This window comes from Stenotrophomonas sp. MYb238, assembly GCF_009496535.1.
Lineage (GTDB): Bacteria > Pseudomonadota > Gammaproteobacteria > Xanthomonadales > Xanthomonadaceae > Stenotrophomonas.
In genome coordinates, this window is record NZ_WIDL01000030.1 from 1 (window position 1) to 22,261 (window position 22,261).

Consider the following 22,261-nt stretch of genomic DNA (forward strand, 5'->3'; position numbering starts at 1 on the left):
GCGGCCTGGTCCATGCGGTAGCTGATGATGCCGGCTTCATGCTGGCGCTCCATCTCCTGCTGGGCGGCGATCACCGCGCGCAGCTGCGACTGCATGCGCTGCATGGCCGACAGCAGCTGGCCGACCTCGTCGCGGCGCGAGGTGTCGATGCGGCGGTCGAGCTTGCCGGCGGAGACGTCGTCGGCCACACGCACCGCCTCGCCCAGCGGCAGCGTGATCGAACGGATGATGGCCCAGCCCAGCAGCGCGGCCAGCGCCAGCGCCAGCGCCATGCCGGCGACCACGGCGACCAGCGAGCGCGTATACGCGGTCCGGGACGCGGCCACGTCCTTGGTCAGCTGTTCCTGGTTGTACTGCGACATCGCCTTGAGCTGGTCGAACAGCACGCGGCGCAGCTTGCGCGATTCGTCGGAGGAAATGCGCCGGGCGGCGTCGAAATCGTCGGCGGCGATGGCCGCGGCGATGCGGTCGTGCGCCTCGAAATACGCCGCACGCTGCGCCTTGAGCTTGTCGTACATCGCCAGTTCTTCGGGCGTGTAGTCGGTCTCTATGTCGTCATAGGCCTTCTCGGCCGCCTCGATCAGGCCGCGGGTGTCGGCCAGGCGCTTGTCGTAGTCGGCCAGCTGCTCGGCATTGCCCTGGTAGCCGAGCTGCGCCTGTTCGTAGGTGCGGAACTCGCCCAGCTGCGAACGCATCTCGCCCAACTGCTGGACGGCGGGCATCCAGTTGTTGTTGATCTGCTCGATCTGGGTATTGGCGAGCATCATGCGCCACAGCGAGAACCCGCCCATCAGCAGGGTGAGCAGGCAGGTGATGCAGAAAGCGAGGATCAGCTTCCGCGTGATCGAAAGGTTCTGGAACCATTTCATCGCAGGATCTCCAAGGGGCAGGCGTCAGCGACAGGCAGGCCCGGCGCTCCTGCGGGGTGTCATCGATGCGGATGGGCCGCGGCGGGAGGCCCGCACCCGGGGGGTGCACAGTTGCGGTATCGGCGCCGGCGTCCGGTTCTTGACGCCGGCGTTGCGGCCGATGCCGGAATCCGGTGACGGCCGGCACGGAATCGGCCCGCGCCGGCCTGGCGGGACCTCAGAAGTGCAGCTGCGCCCGCAGCTGCACGGTCTCCGGCTGCAGGTGCAGGGCGCCGCGGCGGGCGTCGGCGCGCACGTAGTTGGCCTGGAGCTTCAGGTGGCTGCCGACGTACCAGTTGGCGCCCAGGGTCCAGTTGCGCTCGCGGCCGCCGCGGATGGCGCCATCGTCCAGGTCGATGCGGCTGTAGCGCGCCAGCAGTTCGACGGCGCCGCGCTTGCCTGCCGGCCGCGGGTTGGCGACGTTGCCGCCGCTGTAGGCGCGGGATTCGCCGGTGAGCAGCCAGCTGCCCGCTACATACCAGCCATCGCCGCTGTAGTCCGGCAGGGCGTGGCACCGGGTGGTCTGCTGCAGGTATTCGCCCTGCAGCGACCACGGGCCCTCGATCCACAGCGCTTCCAGCCCGCGGCGGTCGATGCGGCCGACGTCGCGCAGGGTGCCCGAATCGACCAGGCGCAGCGGCGTCAGCGAGGCCTCCGGCTTGGCGCGCCAGCGCACGTTCGGCGCGATCTCCACGCCCAGGCCGTTGGTCTCGGCGTCGGGGCGCTCGCGGGTAGCGGACACGCCCAGGTGCAGCACGTGCGCGGCGTCCTTGCGCGGCGTCCAGGCCAGCCGCGCGGCCAGGCTGTCGCCGCGGTTGTTGCCCTGCAGGTCGTGCGAATAGGCTCCGGCGTTGAGCAGCCAGCGCGGCCGCTCCAGCGCCCAGTCCACGCCGATGCGGCGGCCTTCGTAGAACGCCTGCGTCGGCAGCGCGTTCTCCATGAAGGCGCCGTTGCGGGTGGCGGTGTTGCCCTCGAAGCCAAGAGGCAGCTTCATCTGGCCGACGCGCCACTTGCCGAAGTCGCGGCCGGTCAGGCCCTTGCTCTCCAGGCGCAGGGCCACGTCCATCCAGGTGTCTGACTGGAAGTCGTAGGAGGCGGTGAAGTCGTACAGGCCCTTGCGCTTGATGGCCACGCCGAACTCCTTGCGGCGCCAGTCCTGATCGTCTTCGAACGCGCCGCCGCCGTCGGCGAAGCGGTTGATGTCCCAGGCGAAGTTGCCGGTGAACGCGGCCTCGGTGCCGTCGGCCAAGCCCAGCTTCGGCGGCCATGCGCTGGCCTGGGGAGCGGCGAAGGCCGGGGCGGCGAGGGTGAGCAGGGCAAGGGGTGCGAGGTGGCGCATGCGGGTGTCCCGGAACGGAGGAGGCCCAACGCGGACGCGTGGGCCGGGTGTGGATTGCGAAGCCCTCCGCCGTGCGGCAGGAAGGCAATGGCCGCGCGCCACCGCCGCGCGCATGGAGGGTGCGCCACGCCGCGTCGGCAGGGCAGGGAGGGAAGCATCCTGCGCTGCGCGCATTCGGTCCGCGCCTGCGAGGTTCAGTTCCGGAGCGGTGCGTCGGACAACGGGCGCCTGTCGCCAGCCGGCGCTCCGCAGCGACGGCTTCGCCCCGAAGGGCGAAGCGGTGGAACTCAGGCCGCCTGCGGCAGGCGCAGCGAGCGGACCAGGCCGCCGACGTCGACGATCAGCGCGACGCGGCCGTCGCCCAGGATCGTGGCGCCGGAAACGCCGGAGATGCGCCGGTAGTTGTTCTCGATGTTCTTGACCACGACCTGCTGCTGGCCGAGCAGCTCGTCCACTTCCAGCGCGATCTTCTGGCCGTCGCCCTCGACCACCACCACCAGCGGATCGGCATGGGTCTGCTGGCGGTAGCCGTAGTAATGCCCCAGCGCCAGGATCGGCAGATATTCGCCGCGCACGCGCAGTACGCGGCCTTCGCCGGCCATGGTGCGGATGTCCTCGGCCTTGGGCTGCAGCGCCTCCAGCACGTAGGCCAGCGGCAGGATCAGGGTTTCGCCGGCGACCGACACGGTCATGCCGTCGAGGATGGCCAGGGTCAGCGGCAGGCGGATCAGCACCCGGGTGCCGGCGCCGTTCTGGCTCTCCAGCTGTACTTCGCCGCCCAGGGCCTGGATGTTGCGGCGGACCACGTCCATGCCGACGCCGCGCCCGGACAGGTCGGTGACCGCGTCGGCGGTGGAGAAGCCGGGCTGGAAGATCAGGTCCCAGACCTGGGTGTCGGTCGGGTTGTCCGGAATCGCCAGGCCGCGCTCGTGGGCCTTGGCCAGGATCTTGTCGCGGTTCAGGCCGCGGCCGTCGTCGCTGACCTCGATGACGATGTGCCCGCCCTGGTGCGAGGCGGCCAGGGTGATGGTGCCCATCTCGTCCTTGCCGGCCTGGCGGCGCACGTCGGGCATTTCCAGGCCGTGGTCGATCGAGTTGCGCACCAGGTGCACCAGCGGATCGGCGATCTTCTCGATCAGCCCCTTGTCCAGCTCGGTGCCTTCGCCGATGGTGCGCAGCCGCACCTGCTTGCCCAGGCGCGAGGACAGGTCGCGCACCAGCCGCGGGAAGCGGCGGAACACCGCGTCCACCGGCAGCATGCGCACGCCGATCACCGCTTCCTGCAGGTCGCGGGTATTGCGCTCGAGCAGGTCCAGACCGGCCAGCAGGCGCTCGGCGTGGGACGGATCCAGGCCGCCGGAGACCTGCTTGAGCATGGCCTGGGTGATGACCAGCTCGCCGACCAGGTTGATCAGCGCATCGACCTTGTCGACGCTGACGCGGATCGAGCTTTCGGCCTCGTGGCTGGCGCCGGCCGGGGCGTTGGCCGCGGCGGCCGCCGGGCGCACGGCCGCGGCGACTTCGGCCGCCACTTCCTGCACCGGCGTCGGTGCGCTGGTGGCCAGGCTCGGCGGGGCGATGATCGGCTGGATGTCCAGCTCGCAGTCGTCCACCACCCAGGCGAAGGTGTCTTCGATCTTGCTGCGCGGGATGCGCCCGGTCAGGCCCAGGTCCCAGGCGATGTAGGCTTCCAGCGGGTCCATCTGCTCGAAGCCGGGCAGGCGCTCCATGCGCGCATCCACCTGCAGCTGGCCCAGGGTTTCCAGCTCGCGGATGATGCGCAGCGGGTCGTTGCCGCTCATGAACAGCGACGGCGCCGGCACGAAGCCGATCTGCCAGCCTTCCGGCTCGGCCGCCGCTTCCTCGCGCTTGGCCGCGACCGGCGCGGCGGCAGCGCCGGACAGCACCGCTTCCAGGCGCGCCTTCACCGCGGCGACGGCGGCCGGATCGGCGGCCTGGCCGTGCTCGGCCTCGCGCAGCAGGGCGCGCAGCACGTCCACCGAGGACAGCATGGCGTCGACCGCGGCGCTCTCCAGCGCCCGCTTGCCGGCGCGCAGCTCGTCCAGCAGGGTTTCCAGCACGTGGGTCAGGCCGGCGATGGCCTCGAAGCCGAACGTGCCGGCGCCGCCCTTGATCGAGTGCGCGGCGCGGAACACCGAGTTGATGATCTCCGGGTCCTGCTGCCCGTCCTCCAGGGCCAGCAGCCCGGCCTCCATGGCGTCCAGCCCTTCGCGGCTTTCCTCGAAGAAGGTGGCGTGGAAACGTTGCAGGTCCATGCTCATCGGCGCGCTATCCGGTCGGGGTTCGGGACGGTGGGGGTGGGCGATCAGCCCAGGACTTTCTGGACGGTGGCGACCAGCTGTTCCGGGTTGAACGGCTTGACCAGCCAGCCGGTGGCGCCGGCGGCCTTGCCTTCGGACTTCTTGTCGGCGGCCGATTCGGTGGTCAGCATCAGCATCGGGGTGAACTTGTAGTCCGGCAGCTGGCGCAGTTCGCGGATCAGCGAGATGCCGTCCATGTTCGGCATGTTCACGTCGGTGACCACCGCGTTGAACTTGGCGCCCTTGGCGCGGCCCAGGGCGACGGCGCCGTCTTCGGCCTCCTCGACGGAATAGCCGGCCGAGGTGAGGGCGAAGGCCACCATCTGGCGCATCGACGCCGAGTCGTCCACCACCAGGATTCGAGCGCTCATGCAACGTTCTCCACAGAATTCGATTTGTCAGGGGTTGCGTCCAGACCCAGGGTCTGGAGGACGCCGAGCAGGCGCGCGGCGTCGCGGAAGGTATCGGTAGCGTCGTCGAAGACGGTGGCGTGGCCGGCCTGGCGGCGGGCCAGGACGAAGGCGCACAGCACCTGGATGGCGGCGGTATGCACGCGGCCTACCTGGCTGGCATCCACGCGCAACGCGCCGTCCCGGCCCAGGTGCGGGGCCAGGTGTTGCTTCAGCTCGCTGGTGGACTCGATGCCCAGATCTTGCGCCAGTGCCACAGTGCTCATCGTTGCTCCGGAGAGACGGTACTGGACCAATTAGCGGCAACCGCGCGGGGTTCTTTAGCGGCGTGAAGGCCGGCCGTCGATTCTGTGAACGGGTGCGCGGAATCGGGCTGGCGCAGGAACCCGCCCTGGGGCGCGATGGCGCCTCCCGGGGGAGAGGCCATGCGCGCCCCAGGGTGGATTCCTACCGTTCGCACTGCAGCAGTTCGGAGGCGTCGAGCAGGATCATCGGCTGCTGGCCGATGCGGGCCACCCCGCGGAACAGGGTGTTGGAGATCTGGCAGATGCGCGCGGTGTCCGGCGGTTCGATCTGCGATTCGGTCAGGTTGGCCACGTCCTCGACCGCGGACACGCGCAGGCCGAGCGTCTCGCCCTTTTCCTCGAGTACGACGATGCGGGTCTGGCTGTCCTCGCCGACCGCGGCGAAGCCCAGGTGCAGGCCGAGGTCGATCACCGGCACCACCTGCCCGCGCAGGTTCATGATGCCGAGCATCGCCGTGGCGGTGCCGCGCAGGCCCAGCAGCGGCACCGGCAGCACCACTTCCTGCACCTTGAGCAGTTCCAGCGCATAGGCCTGGACGCCGCAGCGCAGGCGCAGCCAGCGCGAGGCGCGTTCGCTGGCACGGCGCTGCTGCGGCTGGTGCGGCTCGCGCGCCTGCGCCTGCAGGGCGGCCCAGACGTTGTTGCCCGGGGTGGTGGGCGCGGGAGCCGCGGCCGGGCGCGCCGGTGCGGCGTCGGGCGGGGGCGGCGCCACAGGTGCAGGCGCAGGCCTGGCCTCGGCCCTGGGCACCGACACCGCGGGCGAAGGGGGCGGGGCAGGCGTCGGTACCGCGGGGGCGGCCGGAATCGGCGCGGGCGGCGCTGCGGCCCGGGCCACCGCCGGCACGGGCGCAGCAGGCGGTGGAAGCGGTGCCGGTTCCACTTCGGCCGGGGCGGCGGGCGGCGCCGGCGTGGCGGCGGCCGGCACGGCGGCTAACGGTGCCGGGGCGGCGGCCTGCGCCGGTATCGCGTCGAGCAGCAGCTCGCCCAGGTAGTCGTCCAGCACGTCCACGCCGTTCATGCCGTTCATGCCGCGCGCTCCAGCTGCGCGGCGTCTTCGGCGCGCAGCCATTCCAGCGCCCGGCGATAGGCCGACAAGCCGCGGCCGGGGTAGGCGTCGTCGTGCGCCGGGGCGGTGAGGGTGGCCGGCGTGCTGATGCGGGTATCGACCGGGATGGCGTCTTCCCACACCCGCTCGCCGTAGCGGTCCTGCATCAGCTTGAGGGTTTCGTTGCCGGTGCGGGTGCGGCGGTCGAACAGGGTCGGCAGGATCGACACCGGCAGCGGGCGGCCGCGCGAGCGCTCGACCATCTGCCCGGTCCGCACCATGCCTTCCAGGCCGTGCAGCGCCAGCGGCTCGGCCTGGGTGGGGATGATCAGGCGGTCGGCGGCGGCCAGCGCGTTGATCATCAGCAGGCCCAGAGTCGGCGCGCAGTCGAGCAGGATGTAGTCGTGGCGCTGCCCGTGCTGGGCCAGCGCGTGCTGCAGCGCCAGGCCCAGGCCGGGCTGGTTGGCGCTGCGCCGCTCCAGGGTGGCCAGCGCGGCCTGCGCGCACAGGTAGTCCAGGCCGGGGATGCCGCCGGCGCGGGCGAGGGCGGAGATCTCCACCGGCGGGGGGGCGAACAGTTCCAGCACGCCCTGCGGCGGCGGGTCCAGCGGCACGCCGAAGGCGCGGGTCAGCGAGGCGTGCGGATCGAGGTCGATCAGCAGCACGCGATGGCCGAGCGCGGCCAGGCCGCGGCCCAGCGCCAGCGTGGTGGTGGTTTTGCCGACGCCGCCCTTCTGGTTGGCAATGGCCCAGATACGCATCAGTGGACTCCTTTTATTGCTGCCGGCGTGGCCGGTCCGGACGCGCGCGCGGGCGCATCGGCGCCGTCGGCATCGCGGGTGGGGTGTTCGGCGGCGACCGTGGTCGCGCCGTCGGCCAGCGCGTCGGCGCTGGCGGCCGAGTCGGCCAGGATGATGACCATCACCCGCCGGTTGCGGTTGCGGCCTTCAATCTGCGCGTTGCTCTCGCGCGGGCGGAATTCGCCGTAGCCCATCATCGCCAGCCGCTGCGGCTGCACGCCGTGGTCGGCGAACAGGTGCACCACGCTGGCCGCGCGCGCGGCCGACAGTTCCCAGTTGGACGGGTACTGCGCGGTCGCGATCGGCATGTTGTCGGTATGGCCTTCCACGCGCACGCCGTTGGGCGCGTCCTGCAGCACGTCGGCCAGCGTGCCCAGGGTCTGCCGCGCGCCGGCGTCCAGCGTCGCCGAGCCGGGGGGAAACAGGATGTCGCTGTTGATCTCCACCTCGATCCACAGCTCGGTGCGGCGCACGGTGATCACGCCCTGGCTGACCAGCGGCGCCAGCGTCTGGGTCAGCTTCTCGGCGATCTGCCCGAGCTGGCGCTCGGCGCGCTGCAGCTGCTCGCGGTCGCGCAGCGATACCGGCTGGGTCATCTGCGAGGCCATCGACGGCAGCCGGGTCGGGTCGGCGACCGCGCCGCCGGTCATGCTCGGCGCGCGGATCACCGCCGGGCTGTCGTGGCCGCCGCCCTGCAGCTGCTGGTGACCGACCTGCACCTGGGTGATGGTGCGCGGCGAGCCGCCGAAGGCGGTGGTCAGGGCGTCGGCCATGACCCGGTACTTGCCCTCGTTGAGCGAGGAAATGGCGTACATCACCACGAAGAAGGCCAGCAGCAGCGTCATCAGGTCGGCATAGGGGATGGCCCATGCCTCATGGTTGGCGTGCTCTTCGTGGGACTTTCGACGGGCCATGGTTCAACCCACGAAGCCGGCCAGGCTGGTTTCGATGTTGCGCGGGTTCTCGCCCTGGGCGATGGCGATCAGCCCTTCGATGATCATCTCGCGCTCGCGGCTGTTGCAGGCGATCACGCTCTTGAGCTTGGCCGCGACCGGCAGGAACAGCAGGTTGGCCGAGGCAATGCCGTAGATGGTGGCGGTGAACGCGGCGGCGATGCCGTGGCCGAGCTTGCTCGGGTCGGCCAGGTTCTTCATCACCGCGATCAGGCCCAGCACCGCGCCGATGATGCCCAGGGTCGGCGCATAGATGCCCATGCCCTCGAACACCTTGGCCGCGGCCAGGTCGCGGTGTTCCTGGCCGCTGAGCTCGATCTCCAGCATGTGCCGGATCGCGTCGGGCTCCACGCCGTCCACCACCAGCTGCAGGCCCTTGCGCAGGAACGGGTCGTCCTGCATCTCCACCTGCGGCTCCAGGCCCAGCAGGCCCTGGCGGCGGGCGATGTTGCTCCAGTCCACGATCTGCCGGATCAGCGCCTGGCGGTCGCTGGCCGGCGGCTGCACCACCCAGCGCACGATCCGGAAGGCGTGGCGGAAGATCGCCGGCGAGGTGTGCAGCAGGATCGCGGCGATGGTGCCGACGATGACGATGACGAACGCGGCCGGCGACCACAGCGAGGACAGGCCCGCTCCCTTGAGAATGCTCCCGCCCACCAGCGAGGCCAGTGCGAGGAAGAGTCCGATGATGCTGAGTCTGTCCATTTAACGGATATCGGCTTTTGCGGGGGGTACTTGAACGGTGGAGGCAGGAACGGCGGCAGGAGCGGCTTCAGCCGCGAACGCTCTTGGCGAAGGCCCGCGGATGCTTCCCGGCGAAAGCCCTGAAAGCATTCGCGGCTGAAGCCGCTCCTACGGGCGGGGATCACTCCTGGCCGCGCAGCCCGTCCACGTCCAGGATCAGCGCCATGCGCCCGTCGCCGATCAAGGTGGCGCCGGCGTAGCCCTTCAGACCGCGCAGGGCCTTGGGCAGCGGCTTGATCACCACTTCCTCGCGGCCGCGCACCTGGTCCACGACCAGGCCGAAGCGGGCCTCGCCGACCTGCAGCACGACGATGGTGAGCAGGGTGGAGTGCGCCGGTTCCACGTCCAGCCACTGGCGCAGGTCGAGCAGCGCCAGCGTGTGCGACTTGCGGTCGAGCACGGCGCGGCCGTCGAACCAGCCCAGCGAGGTGCGCGGCGCGTGCAGCACTTCCATCACGCGCGCCAGCGGCAGCGCGTAGATGTCCTCGCCGGCCTGCACCAGCAGGGTCGGCAGGATCGCCAGGGTCAGCGGCACGCGGATCAGGAAGCGGCTGCCGCGGCCCAGTTCGGACTGGATCTGGATCTGTCCGCTCAGCTCGCGGATGCGCGACTGCACCACGTCCATGCCGACGCCGCGGCCGGAGATGTCGGTGACCTCCTGCTTGGTCGAGAAGCCGGGCAGGAACACCAGGTGCAGGCATTCCTCGCTGCTCAGGCGCGCGGCCGCTTCCGGGTCCAGCAGGCCCTTCTCGCGGGCCTTGGCGCGCAGGCGCTCGGGATCGATGCCGGCGCCGTCGTCCTGCACCTCGATGCTGACGTAGTCGCCTTCCTGCTGCGCCGACAGGCGCACGCGGCCCATGCGCGGCTTGCCCTGCGCCTCGCGCAGCTCGGGCATCTCGATGCCGTGGTCGATGGCGTTGCGCACCAGGTGCACCAGCGGGTCGGCCAGCGCTTCGACCAGGTTGCGGTCCAGCTCGGTCTCGGCGCCGACCAGTTCCAGGTCCACTTCCTTCTTCAGGTTGCGAGCGACGTCGCGCGCGACCTTGGGGAAGCGCGAGAACACCTTGCCCACCGGCTGCATGCGGGTGCGCATCACCGCCGACTGCAGGCGCGCGGTGGCGATGTCGAGGGTGGAGACGGCGCGGTCGAGTTCCTCGTCCTTCAGCCGCGTGCGCAGGGTCTTGAGGCGGTTGCGCGAGAGCACCAGTTCGCCGATCAGGTTGACGATGGCGTCCAGGCGCTTGGTGTCCACGCGCACGGTGTGCTCGGGCTCGGCGGCCTTGGGCGCGGCCGCGGCGGGCGCGGGCGTGGCCGCACGCGGTGCAGGCGCCGGGCGCGGCGCGGCGGCGGGCGCGGCGGCCGGCAGCGCGCGGGCGCCGGGGGCGGCGCCGCCGTGCAGGGTGTCGAGCAGGGCCTCGAACTCGTCCTCGCTGATCAGGTCGTCGCCGCCCTTGGCCGCGGCCGGCGCGGGAACGGCCGCCGCAGGCTTGGCGCCGGGCGCCGAACCGCCATGCAGCTGGTCGAGCAGGGCTTCGAACTCGTCTTCGCTGATCAGGTCGTCGCCGCCCTTGGCCGCGGCGGTGGCGACCGGCTTGGCGCCGGGGGCCGAACCGCCGTGCAGCTGGTCGAGCAGGTCCTCGAACTCGTCCTCGCTGATCAGGTCGCCGCCGGACGCGGCGGCGGGCGCCGCGGCGGCCACCGGCGCGGCCGGGGCGGCGTCGACATCGAACAGCGCGATCAGCGCCGGCGGCGCGTGCTCCGGGTCGGTGCCGGCGGACACCGCGTCGAGCATCGCCTGCAGCCAGTCCAGCGACTGCTGCGCGGCGTCGAAGTGGTGCGCCTGCAGCACCGCCTTGCCCGAGCGCGCCATGCCCAGGGTTTCCTCGGCGGCGTGGCACAGTTCGACCATCGCGTTGATGCCGAGGAAGCCGGCGCCGCCCTTGAGCGTGTGGAAGCCGCGGAACACCGCGTTGAGCTGGTCGTTGTCCTGGGGCGACTGCTCCAGCGTGACCAGCTGTTCGCCCAGGCGGTCCAGGATTTCCTGGGCCTCGAGGATGAAGTCGGCGGCGATGTCGTCGGCGAAGGCGCTCATGGCGTCACAGCCCCAGGTCGGAGAGCAGGTCGTCGGCGTCGTCCTGGCTGACGGCGTGGCGGTCGATGCCTTCCAGCGCCGGGCCGGCCAGGCCGCCGCGCGCCTGTTCGCGGGACTCGTGTTCCGGCGGCGGCAGGCCGAGCGCGCCGAACCCCTCGTGCACGCGGCGCACGATGCCGACCACGCGGCGGATGATCTGCCCGGTCAGGTCCTGGTAGCTCTGGGTGAGGGCGATCTCGGTGAGGTTGTGGCGGATGTGGTCCAGCGCCTGCTCGTGTTCGACCGCCGGCAGGCTGCCTTCGCGCAGGCCGGTGACCAGCCCGCGGCACTGTTCGGCCAGGTCCAGGGTGCGGTGGGTGGCCTTCTCGGTCATCTCCACCACGTGGTCCAGCCGCGCGCAGGCATCGTCCAGCTCGCCGGCCTCGGACGGCACCGTCGGCAGTTCGCCCAGCGCCTGGCCCAGTTCGCGCGCCAGCCGGCCCAGGCCGGCCATCATCGGCTGGGTGCGCAGCGCCGCCAGCGCGTCGATCTCGCGGCGCCAGCCGGTCTCGTCGCCGCTCTCCAGCGCCGCCAGCGCGTCCTGCAGGCGTTGCACCAGGGCCGATTTCTCGCTCAGGGTCTGGCTGGCCATGGTCGTCATCAGGCGCTCGCCGCCAGCCGCTCGAAGATCTTGCCCAGCTTCTCCTCCAGGGTCTGGGCGGTGAACGGCTTGATGATGTAGCCGTTCACGCCGTTCTGCGCGGCCTCGATGATCTGCTCGCGCTTGGCCTCGGCGGTGACCATCAGCACCGGCAGGGTCTTGAGCTTGGCATCGGCGCGGATCGCCTTGAGCAGTTCGATGCCGGTCATCACCGGCATGTTCCAGTCGGTGACCACGAAGTCGAACGGCTGGCTGTTGAGCAGCGCCAGCGCGGCATGCCCGTCCTCGGCCTCGGCGGTGTTGGTGAAGCCCAGGTCGCCCAGCAGGTTCTTGACGATGCGCCGCATGGTCGAGAAGTCGTCGACGATCAGGATCCGCATGTTCTTGTTCAAAAGGTGTTCCTCTTCATGGTTCGACGAGGCCGGCGTCGGCCGCCTCGAAAATCTTCAACCGGCCGCGCAGGCGCAGCATGGCCTGGCCGTGGATCTGGCAGACGCGCGACTCGCTCACCCCGAGCACCGCGCCGATCTCCTTCAGGTTCAGTTCCTGCTCGTAGTACAGCGACAGCACCAGCTGCTCGCGGTCGGGCAGCTGGCCGATGGCCCTGCCCAGTTCCTCGCCGAACTGGCTGCGCTCGAGCACCTGCTGCGGGGTCGGGCCGCCGGTGGCCGGGGTATCCAGTTCGCCCTGGTCCTCGATGCGCGATTCCAGGCTCAGCACCTGGCCGCGCGCGGCGTCCTCGATCAGCCGCATGTACTCGGGCAGCGGCATCTCCATCGCCTCGGCCACCTCGGTGGCGCTGGCGGCGCGGCCGGTGGACTGCTCCAGGCGGCGGATGGTGGCGGCCGCGTCGCGGGCGCGGCGGTGCACCGAGCGCGGCACCCAGTCGCCGCGGCGGATCTCGTCGATCATCGAGCCGCGGATGCGGATCGAGGCGTAGGTCTCGAAGGAGGCGCCCTGTTCGGCGTCGTAGCTGCGCGAGGCCTCGATCAGGCCCATCATGCCGGCCTGGATCAGGTCGTCGATCTCCACGCTGGCCGGCAGCCGCGCGGCCAGGTGGTGGGCGATGCGCCGCACCAGGTCCGAATGGCGGGCGATGCAGTCGTTGGCGCTGGCGCGCTGCACCTCGCGGTAGTGGGCAGCGGCGGGCTTCATGTGGCCACCCCGCGCTGGAGGATGCGCTCCAGGAAGAACTCCACGCCGCCGCGCGGCTCGGTGGGCGCCTGCCAGCGGGCGGTGCGGCGGGCGATCTCCTGGATGGCCAGCGAGGCCGGCGCCGAGGGGTACAGCTTCACCACCGGCTGCTGGCGCTGCACCGACAGGCGCAGCCAGTCGTCCTGCGGCACGCAGCCCAGGTAGTTGAGCGAGACGTCGGCCAGGAACTTGTCGCAGACCCGCACCAGCTTCTCGTACAGCACGCGGCCCTCGTTGGGGTCGCGCACCATGTTGGCCACCACCTGCATGCGGTCCACGCCGCGCTCGCGCGAGAGCACCTTGATCAGCGCATAGGCGTCGGTGATCGAGGCCGGCTCGTCGCAGACCACCACCACCGTGTCCTGCGCGGCCTGGCAGAAGGTCAGCACGCTGTCGGTGATGCCGGCGGCGGTGTCGATGATCATCACGTCCAGGTCGCGTTCCAGCTCGGAGAACACGTTGACCAGGCCGACGTGCTCGGCCGGCTGCAGCTCGGCCATGTGCCGGCGCCCGGACGCGGCCGGGACCACCAGCACGCCGCCGGGGCCCTCGATGATCACTTCCTCCAGCGTGCAGCGCCCGGCGACCAGGTCGGCCAGGGTCCGCTTGGGCTGCAGGCCGAGGATGACGTCGATGTTGGCCAGGCCCAGGTCGGCGTCCAGCAGCAGCGTGCGTTTGCCCATGCCGGCCAGCGCCACGGCCAGGTTGGCCGAGACGTTGGTCTTGCCCACGCCGCCCTTGCCCCCGGTCACCGCGATGGTGCGCACGGGGCCGGCGGGCTGGCGGCGGGTGGCCGACAGCGGGAAGGCATTGGTCAGCTTGGCGTATTCACGCGACGGCATGGTTCAACTCCGGATTGCAGGGCATATCGGCCGCGCGGCGCAAATCTTCAAGGCGAAGCACGAGATTGGCCGCCGAGGCCCGATGCAGATCTTCCGGCACATCCTGCCCATCCGTCACCCATGTGATCGGCAAATGGTGATCCACTGCCACCGAAAGGGCCGAGCCGAAGCGGCCGGTCTCGTCCAGCTTGGTCAGCACCAGGCCCTGCGGGTTGGCCGCGCCGAAGCGGCGCACCACCTCGTCCATGTCCTGGAAACCGGTGTTGGCCGGCAGCACCAGCAGGGTGCGGATCTGGCCGGCGGCGCGCAGCCACTGCAGCTGGGCGGTGAGGGCGCGGTCGCGCTGGCCCAGCCCGGCGGTGTCGATCAGCACCAGCTTGTAGTCGGCCAGGCGCTCGAGCAACTGGTTGAGGTTGGTGCCGCTGCTGGCCTCGTGCACGGCGATGCCGAGCTGGCGGCCGAAGCCGTACAGCTGCTCGCGCGCGCCGATGCGCTGGGTGTCGGTGGTGACCAGGGCCACGTCGCGGGCGGCGTGGGCTTCGGCGAAGCGCGAGGCCAGCTTGGCGATGGTGGTGGTCTTGCCGGCGCCGGTGGGGCCGACCAGGGCGATCACGCCGCCGGCCTCGATCGGGTCGACCGGGGCGATCGGCAGCCGCTTGGAGATCAGGCCCAGCATCAGGCCGCGGGCGCGCGCCGGGTCGATGTCGGCGGGCATGCGCACGGCGACGTCGCGGGCCAGGCCGGCGTCGAAGCCGTATTCGTCCATCAGGTCCAGCGCGTTGGCGCGCACCGGGCTGCCGCGCAGGCGTTCGTCGGTGAAGCGGTGCATCTCGCGCTCGATCAGCTGGCGCATGCCGGCCACTTCCTGGCGCAGCTGGGCCAGCTGGCCGTCTTCGCGCGGGGCCGAGGCGACCACGCTCAGCGCCGGTGCGGCGGGCGCGGTCTCGGTCGCCGGCGCCGGAACATTGACGGTCGCGACGGCCGGCATCGCCGGTTCGGCCGCGGAGGCCACGACCGCGCGCGGCTGGGGCGCTTCCGGCAGGGCCGGTGCCGGCGTGGCCGGTTCGGTGCGCGGCGCCGGCGCGGCGGCCAGCGCGGCGGGGACGGCGACCGGCGCCTCCAGCGGCGGGTCGATCACGAAGCGGGCGCGGTTGAGCGCGGCCGGCACCGGTGCCGGCTCGGCGACGGCGAAGCCTTCGGGGCGGAACGCCGGCACCACCGGGGCGTCGTCCAGCGCCGGGAAGGTGGCGAAGATCTGTTCCGGAAGTTCAGGCGCGCGTGCCGCGGCTGGCCGCGGCTGCGGCTTGAGCAGCGAGGAGAAGCGGCTGCCCGGCGCCAGTTCGACGCTGCTGTCGATGGAGCGGCCGGTGGCGCCGACCGCCGAGCGGGCCAGCGCGGCCACGGCCGAGGCGGTGGCCACCACCGGTTCCGGTTCCGGCGCCTTGCGGCGGGTCATCGCGGCGATGATCGCCTCGGCGGCGCTGCGCGGCTTGGGCGCCGGTTCCGGCGCCGGGCGCGAGGCCTCCAGGGCGCGCTGCACCGCGGTCTCGTCGTAGTGGGCGGCCGCCACGATCTCGACGCCTTCCTCGATCCGCCGGTTGGACAGGATGACGGCGTCGGGGCCGTGTTCCTTGCGCACCAGGTTCATGGCGGTGCGCATGTCGGCGGCGACGAAACGTTTGATCTTCATGCTGGAGTACCGGGAATTCGTGTGCGGGTGCGGCGCGGGAGCAGTGGCGTTGGCGGTGTCGTGCATGGCGGTGCGTGCTCCTTCGTCCTTCGTTGTGGCGGTGGCCGATCAGGTGTCCGTTCTTTGACGTGGCCCGATGCCGCTGCCGGTTTCCAGGCTTCCTCAGCTGATCGTGCCGACCAGCTTCAGGCGCTTGTCTTCCGGTACCTCGCTGTAGGCCAGCACCGACAGCGAGGGGACGCTGTGGCGGACCATCCGCGCGAGGGCGGCGCGGACCGGGCCCGGTACCAGCACCACGGCCGGCTCGTTGCGCGCCTCCTGCTTGCCGACGCATTCGGCAAGACTCTGGTGGAGGCGCTCGGCGAGACCGGGTTCCAGTGCGGCACCGTTGCCCTGCGTGGATTCCTGCAAGACCCGTTCCAGTTGCGGATTCAGGGTGAACACAGGCAGTTCCGGCGACATCCCGGCAATCTCCTGCACGATGAAGCGGCCCAGGGCGTTGCGCACCGCGGCGGTCAGCGCGACCGGGTCCTGGGTGAGCGGGGCGTTCTCCACCAGCGCCTCGGCGATCTTGCGCAGCTGGCGGATCGGGATGCGCTCGACCAGCAGGTTCTGCAGCACGCGCGCGACCGCCGAGATCGGCAGCGCCTTCGGGGTCAGGTCCTCGACCAGCTTGGGCGCGCTCTTGGCCAGGGTCGCCAGCAGCTGCTGCACTTCCTCGTGGCCGAGCAGCTCGGGGGCATGCTCGCGGATCAGGTGCGAGAGGTGGGTGGCCACCACCGTGGCCGGGTCGACCACGGTGTAGCCCAGCGATTCGGCGTGGGCGCGCTGGTGCGGCTGGATCCAGGTGGCGTCCAGGCCGAAGGCCGGGTCCTTGCCGGGAATGCCGTCCAGCTGGCCCATGGCGCTGCCCGGGTCCAGCGCCAGCTCGCGGTCGGGGTGGATCTCGGCGCTGGACACCGGCACGCCGTGGATCAGCACGCGGTAGGTGGTGGCCGGCAGCTCCAGGTTGTCGCGGATGTGCACCGAGGGGATCAGGAAGCCGACGTCCTGGGTGAGCTTGCGGCGCACGCCCTTGATGCGCGCCATCAGTTCGCCGCCCTGGGCCTTGTCCACCAGCGGGATCAGCCGGTAGCCGACCTCCAGGCCCAGCGGGTCGACCGGGCGCAGTTCGTCCCAGCTCAGTTCGGCGGTCGGCGCCGGCTGCGAGGAGAGCAGGCCGGGGATCTCGCCCGGCGCGGCGGCGCCCTCGGCGCCGGCCTGGGCCGCGGTGGCCATGTCGCGTTTCCACAGCTTCCAGGCCAGGAAGCCGAGGATCGAGGCCAGGATCAGGAAGGCCAGGTTGGGCATGCCCGGCACCAGGCCGACCAGGCCGATGATCGCCGCGGCGATGGCCAGGGCGCGGTACTGGCCGAACACCTGGCCCATCATCGCCTCGCTCATGTCCTGCGAGCGCGAGGCGCGGGTGACCAGCATCGCCACCGCGCTGGATACCAGCAGCGCCGGCAGCTGCGCCACCAGGCCGTCGCCGATCGACAGCAGGGTATAGGTGGCGGCAGCCTGGCCGAACGGCATGCCGTGTTGCAGCACGCCCACCGCCAGGCCGCCGATCAGGTTGATGAACAGGATCAGGATGCCGGCGATGGCGTCGCCGCGGATGAACTTGCTCGAGCCGTCCATCGCGCCGTAGAAGTCGGCTTCCTCGCGCACTTCCTCGCGCCGGACCTTGGCTTCGGCGGCCGTCAGCAGGCCGGCGTTGAGGTCGGCGTCGATCGCCATCTGCTTGCCGGGCATCGCGTCCAGGGTGAAGCGCGCGGTCACTTCCGACACGCGCCCGGCGCCCTTGGTGATGACCACGAAGTTGATGATGGTCAGGATCGCGAACACCACGATGCCCACCGCGTAGTTGCCGCCGATCACGAACTCGCCGAACGAGGCGATGACCTTGCCGGCGGCCTCGTGGCCGTTCTGGCCGTTGAGCAGGATGACGCGGGTGGAGGCCACGTTGAGCGCCAACCGCAGCATCGTGGTGATCAGCAGCACGATCGGGAAGATGGTGAAATCCAGCGGCCGCTTCACATAGACCACCGCCAGCAGCACCATCAGCGAGATGGCGATGTTGAAGGTGAACAGGGCGTCGAGCACCGGCGCGGCCAGCGGCACGACCACCATCGCCAGCAGCGCCAGCACGATCAGCGGCGCGCCGAATCCCTGGCGGATCACCCCCAGCAGGCGGCGCGCGGTGCCGGGCATGGGCTGGGCGCTCATCGGCGTGCCCCCGGGCCGAATTCGTCGATGTCCACGGCCGGCTGCTGCGGCATCGGCCCGCCGCGCCAGGCGCGCAGCTGGTAGACGTAGGACAGGATCTGGGCGACGGCCGAATACAGTCTCACGGGGATTTCCTTGCCGAGTTGGCTTTCCCTATACAAGGCGCGTGCCAGCGGCGGCGCCGAGACGATGGCCACCCGGTTGCCGTCGGCCACCTGGCGGATGCGCAGGGCCAGTTCGTCCACGCCGCGCGCGACCACGGTCGGGGCGTTCATGCGCCCGGCCTCGTACTTGAGCGCCACCGCGTAGTGGGTCGGGTTGACCACGACCACGTCGGCGCCCGGCACGGCCTCCATCATCCGCCGCTGCGACATCTGCATCTGCATCTGCCGGATCCGGCCCTTGACCTCCGGGCTGCCCTCGCTTTCCTTCATTTCCCGCTTGACCTCCTCGCGGGTCATCTTCAGTTTGCGCAGCCAGTTCCAGTGCTGGTACGGCGCGTCGATCGCCGCCAGCAGCGCCATCGCCCCGGCCGTGGCCAGCAGCAGCCGCAGGGTGAAGCCGAACCCGTCCAGCACCGCCCGTTCCAGCGGCATCCGCGGCAGGCCGCGCAGGGCGTCCAAGCCGTGCCAGATGCACAGGCCGGCGGCGGTGCCCACGAACAGCACGCGCAGCAGCGACTTGGCCAGTTCGGCCAGCGACTGCGCGCCGTAGATGCGCTTGATCCCGTTGAGCGGGTTCATGCGGTTCAGGTCGGGCATCAGCGCCTTGGACGAGACCCGCAGCCCGCCCATCAGCAGCGGCGAGACGAAACTGGCCAGCAGGCACACCAGCAGCAGCGGCCAGGTCGCCAGCAGCAGCTTGAGCAGCAGCAGCCCGGCATGGCCGAACAGCGCGTCCGGGGTCTGGAACAGGCCCGGGTCGGGGGTCAGCGCGCCGCGCATCCAGGCACGCGCGTTGCCGCCGATCACGCCGGACAGGGTGGTGACGGCGACCACGCCGGCGCCGAACACGGCGGCGGTGGCCAGTTCGCGCGAGCGCGGGATGTCGCCCTTCTCGCGGGCGTCGCGCAGGCGTTTGCCGGTGGGTTGTTCGGTTTTTTCGGTGCCGTCTTCGTTCTCGGCCATGGCCAGGCGCGGATGCAGGAGTCTGCCGCTGCCGTGCAAGAACCGTTCCGCGTCGCCGGTGGGCGGTGGGAAGGCGGGCGGCCAGGGGCCGGCGGCCCGCGCCGTGGGCGGTTACCCGTGGCGCGGGCGGCCAGAGCCAGGCTGCCAGCCCGCGCCACGGATCGGCTGCGGCGCGCCGCCGCCGGGCTCCCGGCGGCCGGCCGTGGCCGTCAGGCGCCGCCGTACAGGCGCATGAAGCTCTCCGCGCCGACCGGATGCCCCAGCTGGTAGCCCTGCAGGTGGTCGCAGCCCAGGCGCTCGGCGTAGGTCCGCTGGCCGGAGGTCTCGATGCCCTTGGCGACGACTTCCATGTTCAGCGCATGGCCCAGGGCCACGATGGCCGAGACCACCACCACGTCCTCGTCGCTGTCCTCCAGCGCCAGCACGAAGGCGCGGTCGATCTTGATCTCGGTGGCCGGCAGCCGTCGCAGCTGCAGCAGGCTGGAGAAGCCGGTGCCGAAATCGTCGATCGCGATGCCCACGCCCAGCGCGGCGATGGCGCGCAGCACGCCGACCGCGGCGTCGGCATCGCGGGTCACCGCGTTCTCGCTGACTTCCAGGACCAGGCGCGAGGGCTCCAGCGCGTTGCGCTGCAGGGCCTGGCGCACGTCCTCGACCAGGCCGGGCGAGTCCAGCTGCAGGCCCGACAGGTTGACCGACACCTGCCAGTCGGGATGGCCGGCATCGTGCCAGCAGCGGATCTGCCGGCAGGCCTCGTCCAGCACCCAGCGGCCGATCGTGTCCATCAGCCCGTTCTGCTCGGCCAGGCGGATGATGCGCTCGCTGGGCACCGGCCCGTGCGCGGGATGGTGCCAGCGGATCAGGGCCTCGGCACCGGTGGTGCGGCCGCTGTCGGCGTGCACCCGCGGCTGGTAGTGCAGCGACAGCTGCGCGGTTCCCAGCGCCCGGTGCAGGTCCTCAAGCAGGCGCCGGTCCTGCTCGGCATCGGCGTTCATCCACTCGGCGAACTGCGCGTGGGTGTTGCGCCCGGCCTGCTTGGCGTGGCCGGTGGCGGTCTCGGCATGGGCCACCAGCTGCGGCGCGGCGGTGCCGTGCTGCGGATAGAGCGATACGCCCAGGCTGCCGGTCACGCGCATGTCGCGCCCGCCCACGCGCACCGCGTTGAGTGCGATCAGGATGCGTTCGGCCAGCGGTGCGGCGCCGGCGCCACCGGCCAGCGGCGTGGCGACCACGAACTGGTCGCCGCCCAGGCGCCCGACCAGGCCGCCTTCCGGCAGCAGGCGGCGCAGCTGTTCGGCCACGTCGACCATCACCGCGTCGCCCGCCTGCGGGCCGAAGGCGCTGTTGATGTGGCGGAACTCGTCCAGGTCCAGCGTCATCACCGCGCACGGCAGCCTGTCCGTGGCGCAGCGCTGCAGCAGTTGCTCGATGCGGTCGTGCGAGAGCTGGCGGTTGGGCAGGCCGGTCAGCGAATCGTGGCGGCTGGCGTGGAACAGTTCCTTGCGCGCGTCGTCCAGCGAGGCCGACAGCGTCGAGTTGCGCAGGTGCAGCAGGCGCGCCTGCATGCGCTGCTCGAACAGCGAGATGACCAGCACCACCGCCATCACCGCCACCGTCAGCATCACCACGCAGGCGGCCAGCCATTCGACGCTGATCCCGCCGTTGGTCGCCGCCCCGCAGACCGAGCCGGCCGGGAAGCGCGCTGCGGCCATGCCGGTGTAGTGCATGCCGACGATGGCCAGGCCCATCACCGCCGCCGCGGCCAGGCGCTGCGGCAGCGCCTTCTCCACCGCGCGCAGGCGGAAGGCGATGTACAGCGCGCTCCACGAGGCGACCACCGCGATCGCGATGGAGAGCACGAAGCGCAGCGGGTCGTAGTCGATGGCCGGCTGCATGCGCAGCGCGGCCATGCCCGCGTAGTGCATCCAGGCGATGCCCATGCCCATCAGCAGCGCGCCCAGCGCCAGCCGCAGGTGCGGCAGGGTCGGGCGCGAGACCAGCCACAGCGCGAACAGCGAGGCGGCGACGGCCACCAGCAGCGATTCGACGGTCAGCCCGAGGTCGTAGCCGAGCGGGATCGGCAGGCGGAAGGCCAGCATGCCGACGAAGTGCATCGACCAGATGCCCGCGCCCATGGCGATGCCGCCGGCCAGCAGCCAGCCGACCGCCGCGCCGGAGTGGCGCGAGGCCGAGACCCGCGAGGCCATGTCCAGCGCCGTGAACGAGGCCAGCATCGCGACCAGGACCGAAAGCACGACGAACAACGGGTTGTAGCTTCCTGCAAGCATCGCTCCCTCCCTACGCTCGATGGCACGTTGGGGTGTGCCATGGTCCCGCGCGCCGGTGCTTCCCCGCCGGCGACAGGGCTCCAGACTATCCCGGCCCGGCCCCGCCCGGGCAAGGGAACCGGCGCTGGAGGCGCCGTCCCGCCCAAACGGCGCCGCGCATCACGACGTCACCTGGCGCGCCGCGTCGAATGCCTCGTCGAACAGGCGCTGCACCGGTGCGGCCATTTCCCCGGCCAGCAGGGTCAGCAGGAACAGGCCCAGCAGCAGCGACACCGGCAGGCCCAGCTGCATCGGGTTCAACGCCGGCGCGGCCCGCGCCAGCGCGCCGAAGGCCAGGTTCACCGCCAGCATCGCCACGATCAGCGGCAGCGCTAGGGTCAGCGCGCCGCGGAACACCTGCAGGAACAGGGTGGGAACCACCGAGGCCATCGCGTGCGGGTCGGGCAGCGCGGTGCCGATCGGCAGCGCCTTGTAGCTTTCCACCAGCAGCGAGATCAGCGCCAGGTGGCCGTTGCCGGCGAAGAACAGCAGGCCGAACAGCAGGTAGAACCACTGTCCGACCACGCCGGAGCTGCCGCCGCGCAGCGGGTCGGTCATCTGCGCGAACGCCAGGCCGGTGCCCTGCGCGACCAGTTCGCCGGCCATCGCGCCGGTCTCGAAGATCAGCCGCAGCAGGAAGCCGATGGTCACGCCGACGGCCAGTTCGCGCGCCACGGTCAGCACCGTGGCCGCGTCGAACCCGTTCCACGCCGGCACCGGCGGCAGCACCGGCGCCAGCGCCACCGACAGGGCGACGGCGAGCATCGCCCGCACCCGCGCCGGCACCGCGCGCGTGCCCACCATCGGCATGGCCATCAGCATCGCGCCGATGCGCAGCATGACCCACAGGGTGGTGCCGATGATGGCGAAGGCCTGCTGGCCGTCGATGGCCATCCGGGTGACGGGATCCACGGCGCGCCTAGCCGATCAGGTGCGGGATGCGCTGGAACAGCAGGGTGGTGAACTCCACCAGGTGGCCGATCAGCAGGCTGCCGAGCGCGAACAGCGCCGCGGTCAGCGCCGCGGCCTTGGCGATGAAGGCGATGGTCGGTTCGTTGAGCTGGGTGGCGGCCTGGATGATGCCGATCACCACGCCGACCACCAGCACGACGATCAGCAGCGGGCCGGCGATCCATAGCGTGGCGACCAGGCCGCCGCGCAGTTCGGTAAGGGCAAGTTCGGGACTCATGCGGAAGGCCGGGAACGGGGAAGGGGGAACAGGGAAGGAAGAGGGCTCGGCGGCGGGAGGGGCGGGA

General features: G+C 71.4%; 19 protein-coding genes and 1 pseudogene. All 20 read right to left on the minus strand.

What is annotated here, in order from left to right:
• A partial coding sequence (locus tag CQ393_RS16230) for an MCP four helix bundle domain-containing protein (RefSeq protein WP_153193032.1) occupies positions 1-869 on the minus strand: 869 nt, incomplete at its 3' end.
• A 217-nt stretch (positions 870-1,086) separates the two neighbouring features.
• Positions 1,087-2,247 carry a porin gene (locus CQ393_RS16235; RefSeq protein WP_153193034.1) on the minus strand — a complete coding sequence of 387 codons (1,161 nt, stop codon included), beginning with the start codon at positions 2,245-2,247 and terminating at the stop codon, positions 1,087-1,089.
• 287 nt (positions 2,248-2,534) lie between these two features.
• Positions 2,535-4,529 (minus strand): chemotaxis protein CheA, encoded by a 1,995-nt coding sequence (locus CQ393_RS16240; protein ID WP_153193036.1) that lies wholly within the window; start codon positions 4,527-4,529, stop codon positions 2,535-2,537.
• Positions 4,530-4,573: 44 nt separating this feature from the next.
• Entirely contained in the window at positions 4,574-4,939 is a 366-nt protein-coding gene (locus tag CQ393_RS16245) for a response regulator (protein ID WP_153193038.1), read from the minus strand.
• On the minus strand, positions 4,936-5,244 hold the full coding sequence (locus CQ393_RS16250; RefSeq protein ID WP_153193040.1) for an STAS domain-containing protein: 309 nt from the start codon (positions 5,242-5,244) through the stop codon (positions 4,936-4,938). Before CQ393_RS16250 ends, CQ393_RS16245 begins: the two co-directional genes overlap by 4 nt.
• Before the next feature lie 181 nt (positions 5,245-5,425).
• Entirely contained in the window at positions 5,426-6,301 is an 876-nt protein-coding gene (locus CQ393_RS16255) for a chemotaxis protein CheW (protein WP_153193094.1), read from the minus strand.
• A gap of 5 nt (positions 6,302-6,306) precedes the next feature.
• The gene (locus tag CQ393_RS16260) at positions 6,307-7,089 is read right to left on the minus strand and encodes a ParA family protein (RefSeq protein WP_153193042.1); all 783 of its coding nucleotides are present in this window, start codon (positions 7,087-7,089) and stop codon (positions 6,307-6,309) included.
• A 128-nt stretch (positions 7,090-7,217) separates the two neighbouring features.
• Positions 7,218-8,042: pseudogene (gene motD / locus CQ393_RS16265) on the minus strand (flagellar motor protein MotD); the annotation flags it as partial.
• A 3-nt stretch (positions 8,043-8,045) separates the two neighbouring features.
• Positions 8,046-8,786 (minus strand): flagellar motor protein, encoded by a 741-nt coding sequence (locus CQ393_RS16270; protein ID WP_153193047.1) that lies wholly within the window; start codon positions 8,784-8,786, stop codon positions 8,046-8,048.
• Positions 8,787-8,946: 160 nt separating this feature from the next.
• Positions 8,947-10,917 (minus strand): chemotaxis protein CheA, encoded by a 1,971-nt coding sequence (locus tag CQ393_RS16275; protein ID WP_153193049.1) that lies wholly within the window; start codon positions 10,915-10,917, stop codon positions 8,947-8,949.
• A gap of 4 nt (positions 10,918-10,921) precedes the next feature.
• Positions 10,922-11,548: a protein phosphatase CheZ gene (locus tag CQ393_RS16280; RefSeq protein WP_228114633.1), complete on the minus strand. Its 627-nt coding sequence runs from the start codon at positions 11,546-11,548 to the stop codon at positions 10,922-10,924.
• Between the two features lie 8 nt (positions 11,549-11,556).
• A complete protein-coding gene (gene cheY, locus CQ393_RS16285; RefSeq protein WP_194269699.1) occupies positions 11,557-11,949 on the minus strand; it encodes a chemotaxis response regulator CheY in 393 nt (130 codons plus the stop codon).
• Between the two features lie 13 nt (positions 11,950-11,962).
• A complete protein-coding gene (locus CQ393_RS16290; RefSeq protein WP_153193054.1) occupies positions 11,963-12,712 on the minus strand; it encodes an RNA polymerase sigma factor FliA in 750 nt (249 codons plus the stop codon).
• Entirely contained in the window at positions 12,709-13,593 is an 885-nt protein-coding gene (locus tag CQ393_RS16295) for a MinD/ParA family protein (RefSeq protein WP_153193057.1), read from the minus strand. The genes CQ393_RS16290 and CQ393_RS16295 overlap by 4 nt, the downstream gene beginning before the upstream one ends.
• The gene (flhF, locus tag CQ393_RS16300; protein WP_153193060.1) at positions 13,580-15,283 is read right to left on the minus strand and encodes a flagellar biosynthesis protein FlhF; all 1,704 of its coding nucleotides are present in this window, start codon (positions 15,281-15,283) and stop codon (positions 13,580-13,582) included. The genes CQ393_RS16295 and flhF overlap by 14 nt, the downstream gene beginning before the upstream one ends.
• Positions 15,284-15,445: 162 nt before the next feature.
• Entirely contained in the window at positions 15,446-17,551 is a 2,106-nt protein-coding gene (flhA, locus tag CQ393_RS16305; RefSeq protein WP_153193062.1) for a flagellar biosynthesis protein FlhA, read from the minus strand.
• Positions 17,548-18,678 (minus strand): flagellar biosynthesis protein FlhB, encoded by a 1,131-nt coding sequence (gene flhB / locus CQ393_RS16310; protein ID WP_153193066.1) that lies wholly within the window; start codon positions 18,676-18,678, stop codon positions 17,548-17,550. The genes flhA and flhB overlap by 4 nt, the downstream gene beginning before the upstream one ends.
• Before the next feature lie 209 nt (positions 18,679-18,887).
• Positions 18,888-20,966, minus strand: a complete 2,079-nt coding sequence (locus tag CQ393_RS16315) for an EAL domain-containing protein (protein WP_153193069.1) — start codon at positions 20,964-20,966, stop codon at positions 18,888-18,890.
• Positions 20,967-21,125: 159 nt separating this feature from the next.
• Positions 21,126-21,917 carry a flagellar biosynthetic protein FliR gene (fliR, locus tag CQ393_RS16320; protein ID WP_343200009.1) on the minus strand — a complete coding sequence of 264 codons (792 nt, stop codon included), beginning with the start codon at positions 21,915-21,917 and terminating at the stop codon, positions 21,126-21,128.
• A gap of 7 nt (positions 21,918-21,924) precedes the next feature.
• On the minus strand, positions 21,925-22,194 hold the full coding sequence (locus CQ393_RS16325; RefSeq protein WP_153193071.1) for a flagellar biosynthetic protein FliQ: 270 nt from the start codon (positions 22,192-22,194) through the stop codon (positions 21,925-21,927).
• Positions 22,195-22,261: the final 67 nt, after the last annotated feature.